This window comes from Polymorphospora sp. NPDC050346 (genome assembly GCF_040655695.1).
GTDB lineage: Bacteria > Actinomycetota > Actinomycetes > Mycobacteriales > Micromonosporaceae > Polymorphospora > Polymorphospora lycopeni.
In genome coordinates this window covers 1-13,441 of sequence record NZ_JBFAKM010000047.1, presented here as the reverse complement: position 1 = coordinate 13,441, position 13,441 = coordinate 1, and the positions used below count along the sequence as shown (strand labels likewise).

At 72.8% G+C, this 13,441-nt stretch carries 13 protein-coding genes; 5 read left to right on the top strand and 8 right to left on the bottom strand.

The features are described 5' to 3' along the window. Positions 1-51: 51 nt before the first annotated feature. Complete coding sequence (locus AB0I42_RS32530; RefSeq protein WP_357543489.1) at positions 52-636, top strand: hypothetical protein; 585 nt, start codon at positions 52-54, stop codon at positions 634-636. 11 nt (positions 637-647) lie between these two features. Next, complete coding sequence (locus tag AB0I42_RS32525) at positions 648-1,454, top strand: hypothetical protein (RefSeq protein ID WP_357543487.1); 807 nt, start codon at positions 648-650, stop codon at positions 1,452-1,454. Between the two features lie 65 nt (positions 1,455-1,519). On the opposite strand, the gene AB0I42_RS32520 is transcribed toward AB0I42_RS32525, so the two are convergent. Further along, positions 1,520-2,185 (bottom strand): O-methyltransferase, encoded by a 666-nt coding sequence (locus tag AB0I42_RS32520; protein WP_357543485.1) that lies wholly within the window; start codon positions 2,183-2,185, stop codon positions 1,520-1,522. Positions 2,186-2,234: 49 nt separating this feature from the next. Between AB0I42_RS32520 and AB0I42_RS32515 the strand changes: the two genes are divergently transcribed. Both AB0I42_RS32515 and AB0I42_RS32510 read left to right on the top strand, forming a co-directional pair. Next, the gene (locus tag AB0I42_RS32515) at positions 2,235-2,918 is read left to right on the top strand and encodes a maleylpyruvate isomerase family mycothiol-dependent enzyme (RefSeq protein WP_357543483.1); all 684 of its coding nucleotides are present in this window, start codon (positions 2,235-2,237) and stop codon (positions 2,916-2,918) included. A 127-nt stretch (positions 2,919-3,045) separates the two neighbouring features. Next, on the top strand, positions 3,046-3,408 hold the full coding sequence (locus AB0I42_RS32510) for a hypothetical protein (protein WP_357543481.1): 363 nt from the start codon (positions 3,046-3,048) through the stop codon (positions 3,406-3,408). Between the two features lie 71 nt (positions 3,409-3,479). On the opposite strand, the gene AB0I42_RS32505 is transcribed toward AB0I42_RS32510, so the two are convergent. The 3 genes from AB0I42_RS32505 to AB0I42_RS32495 form a co-directional block, all read right to left on the bottom strand. Then, entirely contained in the window at positions 3,480-5,261 is a 1,782-nt protein-coding gene (locus tag AB0I42_RS32505; RefSeq protein ID WP_357543479.1) for a glycoside hydrolase family 6 protein, read from the bottom strand. Between the two features lie 257 nt (positions 5,262-5,518). After that, positions 5,519-6,895: a reverse transcriptase family protein gene (locus tag AB0I42_RS32500; RefSeq protein WP_357543477.1), complete on the bottom strand. Its 1,377-nt coding sequence runs from the start codon at positions 6,893-6,895 to the stop codon at positions 5,519-5,521. A gap of 206 nt (positions 6,896-7,101) precedes the next feature. After that, positions 7,102-8,805, bottom strand: coding sequence for an MFS transporter (locus AB0I42_RS32495; protein WP_357543475.1), 1,704 nt, complete (start codon positions 8,803-8,805; stop codon positions 7,102-7,104). A gap of 149 nt (positions 8,806-8,954) precedes the next feature. Between AB0I42_RS32495 and AB0I42_RS32490 the strand changes: the two genes are divergently transcribed. After that, a complete protein-coding gene (locus tag AB0I42_RS32490; protein ID WP_357543473.1) occupies positions 8,955-9,491 on the top strand; it encodes a hypothetical protein in 537 nt (178 codons plus the stop codon). A gap of 16 nt (positions 9,492-9,507) precedes the next feature. On the opposite strand, the gene AB0I42_RS32485 is transcribed toward AB0I42_RS32490, so the two are convergent. The 4 genes from AB0I42_RS32485 to AB0I42_RS32470 all read right to left on the bottom strand — a co-directional run bounded on the left by AB0I42_RS32485 (position 9,508) and on the right by AB0I42_RS32470 (position 13,382). Beyond that, positions 9,508-10,923 (bottom strand): DUF234 domain-containing protein, encoded by a 1,416-nt coding sequence (locus AB0I42_RS32485; protein WP_357543471.1) that lies wholly within the window; start codon positions 10,921-10,923, stop codon positions 9,508-9,510. Positions 10,924-11,010: 87 nt separating this feature from the next. Further along, positions 11,011-12,168 (bottom strand): hypothetical protein, encoded by a 1,158-nt coding sequence (locus AB0I42_RS32480; protein ID WP_357543469.1) that lies wholly within the window; start codon positions 12,166-12,168, stop codon positions 11,011-11,013. Positions 12,169-12,210: 42 nt separating this feature from the next. Further along, the gene (locus tag AB0I42_RS32475) at positions 12,211-12,654 is read right to left on the bottom strand and encodes a RidA family protein (protein ID WP_357543467.1); all 444 of its coding nucleotides are present in this window, start codon (positions 12,652-12,654) and stop codon (positions 12,211-12,213) included. Next, the gene (locus AB0I42_RS32470; RefSeq protein WP_357543465.1) at positions 12,651-13,382 is read right to left on the bottom strand and encodes a fumarylacetoacetate hydrolase family protein; all 732 of its coding nucleotides are present in this window, start codon (positions 13,380-13,382) and stop codon (positions 12,651-12,653) included. The genes AB0I42_RS32475 and AB0I42_RS32470 overlap by 4 nt, the downstream gene beginning before the upstream one ends. Positions 13,383-13,441 lie beyond the last annotated feature (59 nt).

The following is a 13,441-nucleotide window of genomic DNA, read 5'->3' as shown; positions in this document are numbered from 1 at the left end:
GGATTGACAACCACCCTCCAGCGGGAACTACCGGTGTCGAAGGAGGACACCATGTCGACCACCCAGATCGTCGTCACCCTGATTCTCGTTGTCGTCGTCGTGGCCGCCGTGGCCGCCGCGTTGATGTTCGGCCGGCGCCGCAACCTGCGCAGCAGGTTCGGGCCCGAGTACGACCGCCTGCTGTCCGAACGGGACAGCCGCGCCGACGCCGAGCGTGAGCTGCGGGACCGGGAGCGCCGCCACGCCGAACTGACCCTGACGCCGCTGTCGCCGGAGGCCCGGGAACGCTACGCCACGCAGTGGGAGGAGATCCAGGCCCGGTTCGTCGACTCCCCCGCCGAGGCCGTCGGCGCCGCCGACGAACTGGTCACCCGCCTCGTCTCCGAGCGCGGCTACCCCACGGGCGACTACGACGCCCAGGTGTCCCACCTGAGCGTCGAGCACGCCCGCACCCTGGGGCACTACCGCGACGCCCACGACATCCAGGTCCGCAACGCCAAGGGCGAGGCCAGCACCGAGGAGCTGCGGCAGGCCATCGTCCACTACCGGGAACTCTTCGCCGACCTGCTCGGCGACGCTCCCGCGCCGACCCGGGCCGCGGAGTCGCCCGCACCCGCCGACGCCACGATCCGCTGAGGAGGCCAGCCGTGCGCCATCACGACCAGCAGCTGCGGGAACCGGACGTGGTCCGGTCCCACCCGGTGCCCGTACCCGAGCAGGACGACGCCCCGGACCGGACGTCCGCGCGCCGGGCCGACGAGTTCGCGTCGGACCCGCGCGACACCCCCGGGTACGACCACACCCCCGACCCCGGTCACGACCACCCGGGACGCGCCGCTCCGGACGCCATCGACCTGCGACGGGACCGGCCCGATCCGACCGGTGACCACGGCGTCGACGGTCACGATCCGGCGGTCAACGGGTTCCACGCCGACCGTACGGCTTCCAAGGCCGACACGGACACCGCCGACGGCCCAGCCGACACCGTCGCCGTCGACCACCGGCCCGGTGACGACCGGACCGACACCGGCGCCGTCGACGACCGGTTCGACGACGACCGGACCGACGCGACGACCGGTGACCGCCGGCCCGACCCGGTCGCCGTCGACCCCGCGGCCGACGCCGCGGCGGAGGCGGAACCGGCCGGCAGGTCCGGGCTCATGCCCGGTGACGTGCCGGGCGAGCCGGTCGCCGTGCTGATCCCGGCCGCCACCGCGCAGGCCCTGCGCCAGCGGTGGCGCGAGGTCCAGTTGCGCTTCGTCGACGATCCGCGCGCCGCCGCCGGCGAGGCGCAGGACCTGGTCGATGAGGCGGTGCAAACGCTGGCCACGGCACTCGCCGAGCAGAAGGACGACCTCGGTGGCTGGCGGTCCTCGGGGGCCGACGACACCGAGCGGTTGCGGGTCACCGTCCGCCGCTACCGGGACTTCCTGGACCGCTTGCTGGACACCTGAGCCGGCCTCCCCCGGCGCCGGTGGCGCGTGGTCGTGCCGGACCACGCACCACCGGCGCCCGCCGGTCACCGGACGACCGCGAGCGAGAAGCCGTCCCAGCCCTTCGCGCCGACCGTCTGCAGCGCGGTCGCGTCGAGGCGCGGGTCGGCGCCGGTCATCTCGAGGAAGGTACGCACCCCCCGTACCTTCTCGTCCGGGCTGTCCGGGTCCACGACGTGCCCGTCGCGTACGACGTTGTCACCGATGATCAGGCTGCCGGGCCGGGTCAGGCGCAGCGCCCACTCCAGGTAGTGCGGGTTGTTGGGCTTGTCGGCGTCGATGAACACCAGGTCGAACGGTCCGGCGTCCTGCGCGACGAGTTCGGGCAGCGTGTCCAGGGCCGGGGCGACCCGCAGGTCGACCCGGTCGGCGACCCCGGCCCGGTCGAGGTTCGCCCGCGCCACGGCGGCGTACGAGGGGTCGGCCTCCAGGGTCACGATCCACCCGTCGGCCGGGATTCCCCGGGCCAGCCAGATGGTGCTGTAGGCGCCCAGGGTGCCGATCTCCAGGACCCGGCGGGCACCGCTGATCCGGGCCAGCAGCATCAGCAGTTTCCCCTGGTTGGGCGCGACGTCCATGGCCGGCAGGCCGGCCTCCTTGTTGGCCCGCAGCACCGCCGCCAGCACCGGGTCGGCGGGAATGAGCAGGTCGCTGAAGTACCGGTCGACGGACTCCCACGCATCAATGGTCATACGTTGCATTGTCGAGAGGGCTCCACGGCGGCCCGATAGGGTGCCCGACATGCCAAGTGATCGGGCCCTGCCGGCACTGCGGGCCGAGGCCGCACAACTCGCCGCCGTCCTGCGCGAACTGCCGGCGGACGACTGGTCGCGACCCACCCCGTGTCCACCGTGGAACGTCGCCGGGCTGCTCGGTCACGTGCTGACCATCCTGGAGTGGCTGCCCGGCATGCTGGCGGCACCGGCCCCGCCCCGGGCGACGGTCTCCGCCGCCGGCTACTACCGGCCCGACCACCGCTTCGCCACCGGTACGAACGCCGCCCGGATCGGGCTGGCCGAGCGGCGGGTGGCGGACGTCGCGGACGGCGCCGCGCTGGCCGTCGAGTTCGACGGCACCTGGCGGCGGATCGTCGAACAGTGCGGGCGGGAGCCGGCCGACCGTGTGGTGCGGACCCGGCACGGCGACGCCATGCTGCTGACCGATTTCCTGGTCACCAGAATCGTCGAGGTGGGCATCCACGGCCTCGACCTGGCCACGGCCCTGGACCGGCGGCCGTGGCTGACCCCGGCCGCGGCCGGCGTGCTGACCGACCTGCTGCTGCCCGACCACGGCATCGCGGCGGTGGCCGATCTGGGTTGGGACGAGATCACGTTCCTGCGCAAGGCCACCGGCCGTCAGCCGCTCACCCCGGCCGAGACGGCCCGGGTCGAGCAGCGCGCGATCCGCTGGCTGACCCTGGGGTAGCCGGCCGCTTCTTCTCCGGCGTCCCGGCCGCCCGCCGCTCACCGCCCGCTCCCCGTCCGGTCGCGGCCGGAATGTCCGGGCCGGCGCCGGGTATGCCGTCGGTGTCGACCGACAGGAGGGCGGAGCCATGACGGACCGCAGTTCCGATGCGCAGCGACCGCTGGAGGAGACGCCCGAGGTGGCCGCCGCGGTCGAGCAGGAGACGAGCGTGAACAAGCTGACCGGCGGTGGCGGGCCCGGCCCGGACAATCCGGACTTTCGGGAGGCCGGTGACACCGCCGAGTTTCCGCCGACCGAGGAGATCCTCGGCGCCCCGTTCGGCGGTGGCACGCCGGCCGCGCGCGGTGCGCGTACCGGGGCGGAGCAGCCGTGGGATCCGGAGGACCTGGTGATGGCGCAGGGCGGCGAGCCGACCCCGGAACGCGTCCGGCGGGCCCAGGCCGAGCTGGACCGGGACGGTCCGGCGGCCATCGAACGGACCGTGCCCTAGTCGCCGGAACGACAAAAGGGGGCGGCCCCCGATGCGGATCGCATCGGGGGCCGCCGGGCGGGGTGTGACGCTCAGCTCAACGGCGGGTAGGCGTTGGCCATGAGCTCGCGGAACTGCGCCGAGAACCAGGCACCCGAGATCGGGGCGTCGGGCAGGGCACCGCTCAGGTTGTTGCCGTTGCGCTCGTTACCGGTGTAGGTCGGGTCGCACATCCGGTCGAAGCCCTTGCCGTCGTTGTTCGGGATCAGGCGGCTGGAGCCGTCCGACTCACCCGGGGGCTTCACCCAGACGTACGCGTCGATGCCCGGCTCCGGAGCGGCGACCGGACGCTCACCGAGGCCGGCACCGCTCTGGTTGCACCAGTTGCCGGCGTGGATCCGACGGTCGATCCGGCGGGCGTTGACGAAGTTGTCGACGTTGTCCGTCGGGCCGGCACCGGTCGGCCGGTTCGGGCCGCCCCAGCCGTTGCGGGAGGTGTCGATCAGCATGCCGATGTTGCTGTTGAAGCCGCGGTTGACCAGCTCCTGCCGGAAGGCCTGGGCGAAGGTCAGCTCGTCGACGTAGAAGTTCCAGTCGACCCACTTGGACTGGCGCACCGAGGTGCCGTTGACCGTGGTGTTGATGGTGTAGTGCGGGTTGCGCAGCGCCGAGTAGTTGGCGGTGTTGGTGATGAAGCCGTGCACGTCGTTGACGGTCGCGCCCTCGGCGGTCGCCGCCTCCTTGAACTTGGCGGCCGACGGACCGAAGTTGCTGTCCCAGCCGATCCAGCCGTGGTGCGCGGCGTCGATGTAGTTGTAGACGTTCGGGACCGCGCCGAGCTTGTGCAGCGCGTAGCCGACGCCCTTGACGTAGCCGCCGTTGTTGTTCATGGTCTGGCACTTGGCCACGTTGAGGTTGGTGACCAGGTTCGGCAGCGAGTCGATCTCGATGATGTTGATGATCCGCAGGTTGCGGTACTTCGGGTCGCCCTGGATCGCGGCGATCGGGTCGATGTACGCGGACTTGTAGCGGGGCAGTTCGTCGACGCCCAGCTCGCCGTTGGAGGCGAGGGCCGAGCAGTCGCGGCCGGGCAGGTTGTAGATGACGAACTGGATGTAGCCGGCGTTCTGGGCGAGGGCGGCGTCCAGGTGGTCACGTACGCCCATCGGGCCGTTGGACTGGCTGTTGTCGGTGCCCTCGATCGCGGCGATCCGGTCGATCCACACGGCGGTCGGGGTGCTGGAGATCCGGCTTCCGCCCGGCTCCGCGTTGGCCTTGGCGCGCCACTCCGGGTTCACGTAGCCACGGGCGCCCACGTAGGGGTTGTCGACCCGGGGACCGCCGGGCGGCGGCGTCGTGGGCGGCGGGGTGGTCGGCGGGGGCGTGGTGGGCGGCGGCGTGGTCGGCGGCGGGGTGGTGGGCGGCGGCGTGGTCGGGTTCGTGGTACCGCCGTTGCAGACGACGCCGTTCAGGGTGAAGCTGGTCGGCTTCGGGTTGCTGCCGCTCCACGCACCGTTGAATCCGATGCTGGTGGAGGCGCCGGTGCCCAGCGCGCCGTTCCAGGACAGGTTGGTGGCGGTGACCTGGCTGCCGCTCTGGGACCAGTTCGCCGACCAGCCCTGCTGCACCTGCTGGCTGCCGTTGGGGAAGGTGAAGCGCAGCGTCCACGCGGTCAGCGGGTCACCGACGTTCTTGATGGTGACGTTGCCGGTGAAGCCACCCTGCCAGTCGTTGGTGGTGTAGGTGACGTCGCAGCCGGTCGCCGCGTGGGCCATGGTGGCCGGGATCGTGGCGAGGCCGGCGGCCACGAGGGCGCTGGCACCTGCCAACGCCACGGCCTTACGCCGGCCGGACAACCTGTTCCGCAAATTCATTACCGCTGATCTCCTCGGGTCGGTCCGGCCCCCGGGGGTGGGGTCCGGAACGGCGACGACCGCCGGACGTCGTCCGTGGGGCGCCATTCGGGGGTGGTGCTCTGCCCGGCCCGGTCGGGCTTTCATCGGCGCCGCCCGGATAGCCGGATGCCCTCGGCGCCATTACTGTGTGGCGTGTTGGCCGACACAGTGCTGGAATTCTTACATGGGAGCGCTTCCATGCACAACAGTCGACATCGGCCTGAAACTTCCGCGTATCACTGACCTGCTGTCACGCCGTCCGACGAGCCGCCGTCCGGGCGGGAGCGGGCAGCCTCGAACAGCGCCCGCAACTTCGCCGCCCGGGCCGGGCGGTCCCGGCCGACCCACCCGATCCGACCGGCGAGATGGGCCTCGAAGTCGGGGTGGCCGTCGCGGTTCTGCGCCGCCAGTCCGGTCCGCGCCGCGTTGTGCAGCAGGGCGCGCAGCCGGTCGTACTCGTCGCGCGGCACCGCCGGCCGGGCGTTGACGACCAGGCCGGCGAGCACCTGCCGGTCGGCCCGGCCGCGGATCCGGGTCTTGTCCGGCCGGACCCGGAACCCCTCCGCCGCCACGACAGCGGTGACCCGGTCGACCAGGGCAGCCGCCCGGCGCGGCGGCAGGTCGCCGGAGAAGGCGAGATCGTCGGCGTACCGGGTGTAGGTCGCGCCGAACGCGGCCGCCAGCCCGGCCAGCCGCCGGTCGAGCCGGTAGCCGCACAGGTTGGCCAGCGCCGGCGAGGTCGGCGCGCCCTGCGGCAGGTGCGGCCCGCGCAGCAACGCCAGCCGGTACGGCCGGTCCGGCAGCCCGGCCGGCGCCGCCCGCAGCACCCGGACCGGGGTACGGGTCACGCACAACGCGGTCAGCGTGTGCGCCACCGGCTCGGGATATCCGGCGACCCGCAGCAGCCCGAAGATCCGGGGCGCCGACACGGTCGCGAAGAACGACACCAGATCGACGCGTACGACGGTCGGCCGCCCGGCGTGTGCCGCCGCGAACGTGTGCGCGGACCGGCCGGGCACGAAGCCGTGCACGGCGGGATGCACCGGCACCGGTCCGAGCACCTCGGCGAGCAGCCGCCGCTGGAGCGCCCGCAGCCGGGGCTTCGGCGCCTCGATCAACCGCCCGCCGAGCCAGGTGTACCGGTAGTGGCGCAGCCGCTCGTCGCGGGCATGCCGGTTGATCGACCGGCGGTCGGCGTACCAGTCGAGTTCTTCGGGGGTGAGTCCGAGCAGGTCGGAGAGCGCGGCCAGATCGTCGACGACCGGGGTGGGCCAGGGCCGGCGTACGGTCCGGGTCGCGGTGACCGGCCGGGCGTGGACCCGCAACCGGCGGCCACGCAGCCGGGCCGAGTGCCACGCCGCCCGGTAGACCGGCGACGCCGCGACGAAACCGGCGAGTTCACGCGGCCGGTCGGCCGGCACCCTCGGGTATGCCCCGAGCACCTCGGCCACCACCCGGCGCAGCCAGCGGGCCCGTACGCCGACGACGAGCGCACCCCGCCCGAGCAGGCCGTCGCGAACCCAGTCACCGGCCAGGAACGAATCGGCCAGCGCCGTGGCGAACCGCTCCGCGGGCCGGCCGGGCGACTCTTCTGGTCCGGCGCCGCTCAGCACGGCCGGTCCACGGTCGGGTGAGGCAGCGTGTCCCGACGAGGCCCGGTCGTGCGTGCGCGGACGTGCGCGGAGCGCACCGGAGCGCAGGCGACGCGATGCGGTGGTACGGGTGACGTCCCCGGGGTTTCCCCGGAGAGACCGGGACCGCGCGGACGCGGCCTGGTCAGCTCGGGACACGCTGCCACCCGGCCAGCCTAGGCGGCCACCTACCGGCGTCGCGAGCGCGACACCTGAATCAAGGTCCACAGCACGTCGACGACCAGCACGATGGTCCAGATCCGGCCGACCCCGTACGCGGCGGCGGCCAGCCCGTCGTGCTCGACGCCGCCGCGCATGACGAGCCCGGACAGCCGGCCGGTGAGCAGGTCCCAGAGCCAGGAGACGCCGAACACCGCGAGCCCGACCTGCACGGCGGCGAAGAGTGCGGCGTGCTGGCCGAGTTCGACGAGGCGCTGACGGGGGGTCTTCGGCGGCTTCCCGGCCGTCTGCTGTTTCGTCGTCTCCGGGGCGGACGGCTCGCCGGTTCCGGCCCGTGCACCAGCGGACGGCTCGGGTGCGGACGGCTCGGGCTTGGTCAGCGGCACCGGCTCCGCCGGGCGGGTCGCGACGGGTACGACCGGTACGACCCCCGGCGCCGGAGCCACCACCGCTCCCCCGCCAGCGGTCGGCGCCCCGCCGTCGTCCACATCGGATTCTTCGGGCTCGGTGACGGTCGGGACGTCGGCGACGCCGAGGGCACGCACCGACCGGGGCACGATCAGCGCGCCGGACAGGATGACCGCGGCGGCGACCAGGCAGGCCAGCGCCCACGAGCCACCGTCGTAGAGCAGGCCGCCGGCCAGCGAACCGATCACGCCACCGACCAGCGCCGCCGACTCGTAGAGGCCCATCCCGCGACCGGTCTGCGCGCCGGACGCCTCGGCGATCACCGCCTGCTGGATCGGCATCACCGCCGCCCACGCCGCACCACTGAGGACCCACAGCCCGGCGAGCACCCACGGGTTCGGGGCCAGGGACAGGCTGGCGGCGAACGCGGCGCTGGCCACCGAGGCGGTCGCGAGCACCCGGGTCCGGCCGAACCGGAGCACGAACCGGTGCAGATAGCCCGGCAGGACGCTCATCGCGATGGCGCCGGGCAGGAAGACGTACGCGATCTCGATGATCTCGAGGTCGAACCCGCGTTGCAGGTGCAGCAGCAACAGGATGCCGATGGCGGCCTCGGCGGTCATCGTGACGACGACGGCGAGCAGCATCGGCCGCAGCCGGCGCCCGACCGCGCCGAGCCCCACCGTGCCGGCGATGTCGGCGCCACCGTGTTCCCCGGCCGGAGCCGGCCGGGCCGGCATCGCGAAGAGGGCCACCGCGCCGACCAGGCAGGCCGCCGCGCAGGCCAGGAAGAGCCCGACGAAGTCGACGAAGCCGAGCAGGGTCAGCCCGGCGACGAAGGCGATCCAGGTCCCGGTCTCCTGGGCCGACATCAGGCGCGGGTAGACGGTCGTGTCGCGGGCCAGCCGTTCCCCGACGATGGCGCGTACCGACACCCACAGCAGGGCGCCGCCGACACCGCCGAGGACCGCCGCGACGTACGCCAGCGGCAGGCTGCCCGCCACCGCGTATCCGGCACAGGACAGGCCGTAGAGCAGTGCCCCGGCACCGGCCACGTAGCGGCGCTCCCGGGTGTCGGCCAGCACCCCGGCGATCGGGCGGACGACCACCGACACGGCCAGTTCCAGCGCCACGAGCAGGCCGACCTCGGTGGCGCTGGCCCCCAGGGCGATGCCGGCCCAGAGCGGGAGTACGAAGTCGACGAGTTCGGCCGGCCCGTTGGTCAGCGCGGCGGCGAGAAGGGTGCTCGCCTCCCGGCGCTTCGCGACGGCTCCACCGGTTGCGGGACGCGCGGGGTCGGACATGGGCGCCACCGTAACAGCCGCGCTGATCCCCACGGGGCATCCAATGATCCGGCACCCGTTGGTGGATCGCGGGTATCGGTCCAGGTAGAAAGTCTCCCGTACGGTGAACCAGGTCCGGGAGCCGCCGCCCGGCCGGAGGGGGCAGACCGATGACCGCAGATTTCGTCCGAGACGCGGCCATGACCGCCGTCATCTTCGGCTTCTTCGCCTCCGGCTGGTTCGGGTGGGCGCAGGAGAAGCCGCCGCCGACCTGGCCGAAGTGGCTCGGCATCGGATCCGGTGTGTCGATGCTGACGGCGGTGGCCGGCGGCCTGCTCGCCTGGCGACACTGGACCGACGGCACCGTCTTCGACGCCGACACCAGCAAGGCGTTCGGGTTGGTGGTCGCCATCGAGTTCGGCGCCGCCGGGCTCGGCGCCCTGCTCCTGGCCTTCACCCGGCACAAGGACCTGATCCCCGCCTGGGTCGCCCTCGTCGTCGGGCTGCACCTCTTCCCGGTGGCGGTGCTGCTGCACTATCCGCTCATCCACCTGCCGGCGGTGCTGCTGACCGTGGTGGCGCTGGCCGCCGTGCCGGTGGCGCGGGCCCGGTCCCTGCCGGTGAGCGCGGTGACCGGCGTCGGCTGCGGCGCCGCCCTGCTGGTGAGCGCTCTGATCTCCCTGGCCGGCACCCTGCTCTTGTACTGACGACGGGCTGTGGCGGTCAGCCCGACGCCGGCCGCCAGGCGGCGAGCAGTTCGGCTGGACCGTAGACCGCCTCCAGCCCGGTGCAGGTGACCCCGCTTCGGCTCACCGCGACCAGCGGAACCGGCTGATCGGTCAACAGCGCCCGGTGCCGGTGCAGCGCGGCGAGGTCGTGGGCGTCGAACGGCCGTTGCTCCAGCCACTTGACCGAGCCGAGGAAGAGCAATTCCCGGGCGATCGGTTCGCGGTCCGCGCCGACGATGTCGATCTCGATGTCGTTCGACCGGGTCCAGTAGGCGCCGACGGCGGCGGGCGACGGCAGGTTGTCGTCGGGCAGCAGCCGGGCGAGCGACTCCCGCAGCAGCGGTTCGATCGCGCGGCCGCGCCACGTCGTCCAGCCCGCCCGGACCCGGTCGAGGGTGAGGTCGCCGCGCATCCGTTCGATCTCGGGCAGGTGCGGCTGCACGAAGTGCAGCCAGAACCGCAGATACGGGTCGGCGATCCGGTATCGGCGCTCTTTCGACGGCCGGGTGGAGAGCGGCAACTCGGCGGCGACGAGCCGTTTGCGGACGAGGAATTCGGCGGCCCGGGTCAGGGTCGTGTTGGCGATCCCGCCCGCCGCCCGGGCGATGTTGGTGAAGGTCCGCTCGCCACTGCCGATCGCCGAGAGTACGGCTCGGGCGTGGGCATGGTCGGGGAACTCCGCCGCGAGCGACCGTTCGGCACTGACCAGCAGGGCCGACACGGGATTGGCCAGTTCCGCGGCGAGAAAGTCCCAGAGGTCCATGCCCCGACGCCACGCCGCGCAGATCAGCGGCAGTCCACCGGTGACGAGCGCGGCGTCGAAAGCGGCCGGCGGATCGAGGTCGAGCATCCGGCCGACCTCGGCCGGGTTGAGCGGACCGAGGACCATCTCCTGTCCCCGCTGATGGAAAGGCCGGCCGTACGAGCCGAGCGCCTCCATCATGGACACGTCCGAGCCGATCAGAACGAGCAGCACCGGACGCCGGCTGAGTTCCCGGTCCCAGGCACGTTGCAGGATGCCCTCGAACGCGTCCACCCGGTCCATCAGGTAGGGAACCTCGTCGATGACGACCACGCTCGGCCGGTCGTCGGGCAGGGTGCCGGCGAGTTGGCGTAGGGCGGCCGTCCAGTTTCCCGGTATCGCCTCGTCGAAGACGGCCCGGTCCGGCAGGGTCGAGAAACGGACGGCGTCGGTCAGGACTTCGAGTTCGGCTTCGGACGACGCGCCGGCGGCGGTGTAGAAGACGGACGGCGCTCCGGCGGCACCGACGAACGTCTCGACCAGGCTGGACTTGCCGATCCGCCGCCGTCCATGGATGAGCAGGCAACGGCCGGGCCGGTCGGTGCCGGTCTCGGCGGCCACGTCGTCGAGCAGCGTGCCGAGCACGCCGAGTTCCCGTTCCCGCCCCACGAAAGCGACCACAGATCCCCCAAAGACTCCGCCTAGCGATACTATCGCTAGAGATAGTATCGCTAGACGGAGTCTTCTTTCAGCTGGTCAGGCGGTTCTGACGTACTCACGCATGCGGGAGTTGCTGTTCGGCAGGCCGTATTCGCCGACCGCCATGTCGAAGTTGCCGAACCTCTTCTGCCCGGACCAGCACCACGAGCCGGGCGCGGCGGCGAGCACCCGGGCCAGGCGGCGCTGCCGGTCGTCGAGTGCCGTGAACGGTGTATCCGCCGGCACCGGGCCGGCCGGGAACGCCAGCCGCAGCGCCGCGCCGACGACCGTCAGTGCCGGCATGGCCTGGACCTTCGGCAGCCGGGCCAGGTGGGCGTCGAACGCGGCCTCGGCGTACGCCGGCCCGAGCTGGTGCAGCGCCAGCGAGGCGTAGCCGCCCAGGTCACCCTCCAGGTACGGGATCCGGGTGTCCGGTTCGTCGGCGCCGCCGGCCCAGCGCAGCAGTTCGGCGACCGCCCGCTCGCCGGAGGCCGGCCCGTGCAGGCGGGCGGACGCGACGGCACCCGCCCAGCGCACCACCGCCCGCCCGTCGTCGAGTGCCGTCGCGGCGAGCCGGTCGGCACCGTCGGCGCCGACCATCCCGGCCGCCACCACCGCGACCGCCACTTCCTCTTCAGCTCGGGCCGGGTCCGTCGCCACCGTCGCCACCGCCGCGATGCTCGCGACCGGCTCCGGTTCCGGATACCAGCCCAGCGTGTACGTCGCGATCATGCTCAGATCGGCGTCGTCCCCGCCGACCAGCCGGCGCAGCAGCGGCAGGCCGGCGCCGACCGCCTCGTACGCGCGCAGGTCGAAATGCGCGTACATCCGCCCCTGGTCCGCGTCGTCCAGGGGCTCGTCGCGTTTGTACCGTCGCAGCACCTCGACACCACCGGCCGCCGCCGCCCGCAACTCGTCGACCGGCAGCCCGTCGGGCAGCCACGCCTCGTCGCTGCCGATCGCGATCAGCACCAGCAGTTGCCCGACGAGCCACCGGTCCGGGGTCGCCGGGTCGGCGATCAGGTCCAGCAGCGGCGGCACCGCGTAGGCGCTCGCCTCGTAGCGGGTGCCCTGGTGGACGATGCTGGCGTACAACTCGCCGAACGCACCGTGCCGCTCCTCCTCGTCCGCCGAGGTCAGCGCCCGCAGGTTCGCCGGTACGTCCCCGGCACTGCCGTACGCGTGCTCCAACCCCGCCCAGTCAACCGTGTCCACCCGCGACATCCTGCCAGCGGGCCTCCACCGGCAGCGGTGCCGTCAACCCCGGCGTACGGCCACCGCCTGAATCTCGATGAGTAGGTGCGGGTGTGGGAGTTGGTGTACGGCGACGGTGGTGCGGGTGGGTCCGGTCTCGTCGAAGTATTCGGCGTAGATCTCGTTGTAGCCGCCGAAGTCGTTCATGTTGACCAGGTAGGTGGTGATCTGGACGAGGTCGGTCAGGTCGGCGCCGACGGAGTGCAGGATGTCGCGGATGTTCTCGATGACGGCCCGGGTCTGCACGCGGATGTCGAGGTCGGTGGTGCCCATCGGGTCGACGGAGGCGCCGGCGATGGTGTTGTCCGGTCGCCGGCTGGACGTGCCGGAGACGAAGACCAGGTCGCCTGCGACCCTGACGTGCGGGAACCGGCCGCGTGGCGTGGCCTTGCCGGCCACGACCCCGCCGCCCTTGGCACCGTTGCCCGGTGCGCTCCCGGCGGTCACGGCGTCACCTTCAGCGACGCGGTGCCGAGCGATTCCACGACGGCGCGGATGTGGGCGCCGGGTTCCAGGGGTACGGCGGCCGTCGCCGCGCCGGCGAGCAGGACCGAGCCGTCGGTCAGCTCGACGCCATCGGCGGCGGCGAGCCGGACCGCCTCGGCCAGGGCCCGGCGCGGGTCGCCGAGGATGGCGGCCGTCGATCCGATCTGGACGGTGCGGCCGTCGACCTCCAGCAGCACCCCGAGGTTGTCGATCCCGGCCGGAACCGGCTGCCAGGCGCCGACCACGAAACCACTCGCCGACGTGTTGTCGGCGATCACCTCGGGCAGGGTGAAGCGGAAGTCGACGTACCGGGAGTCGATGACCTCGATCGCCGGTGCGACCGCCGCGATGGCGCCGCCCTCGATCAGGAAGGCGACCTCCGGTTCGGCCTTCGGGTGGATGTGGTCGGCGAGGCTGATCGTGCCGCCGTCTGCGATGGCCATGGCATCGGTGAGCCGGCCCCAGATGACCTCGTCGACGCCCATCTGCGCCATCTTGGCCCGGCTGGTCAGCCCCAGCTTCAACCCGACGAGACGTTCGCCGCGGGCCGTCCGGTGGGCGACCACGGCCTCCTGAATTCGGTACGCGGTGGGCACGTCCAGCCCGGCGTCGGCCCCGAACTGCGGGGTCGCGGTTCGGCTGGTCGCCGCCCGGTCGAGTCGTTCGGCGATGGTGGCGAGGTCGGTCACGGCTTGCCCTCCCCGCCGCCACCGACCAGGTCGAGGGCGACGTCGACGATCATGTCCTC

Excerpts from the sequence above, each read along its gene's own strand:
- AB0I42_RS32530 (WP_357543489.1), top strand. The coding sequence starts at position 52 with ATGTCGACCACCCAGATCGTCGTCACCCTGATTCTCGTTGTCGTCGTC.
- AB0I42_RS32520 (WP_357543485.1), bottom strand. The coding sequence starts at position 2,185 with ATGACCATTGATGCGTGGGAGTCCGTCGACCGGTACTTCAGCGACCTG.
- AB0I42_RS32515 (WP_357543483.1), top strand. The coding sequence starts at position 2,235 with ATGCCAAGTGATCGGGCCCTGCCGGCACTGCGGGCCGAGGCCGCACAA.
- AB0I42_RS32510 (WP_357543481.1), top strand. The coding sequence starts at position 3,046 with ATGACGGACCGCAGTTCCGATGCGCAGCGACCGCTGGAGGAGACGCCC.
- AB0I42_RS32505 (WP_357543479.1), bottom strand. The coding sequence starts at position 5,261 with ATGAATTTGCGGAACAGGTTGTCCGGCCGGCGTAAGGCCGTGGCGTTG.
- AB0I42_RS32495 (WP_357543475.1), bottom strand. The coding sequence starts at position 8,805 with ATGTCCGACCCCGCGCGTCCCGCAACCGGTGGAGCCGTCGCGAAGCGC.
- AB0I42_RS32490 (WP_357543473.1), top strand. The coding sequence starts at position 8,955 with ATGACCGCAGATTTCGTCCGAGACGCGGCCATGACCGCCGTCATCTTC.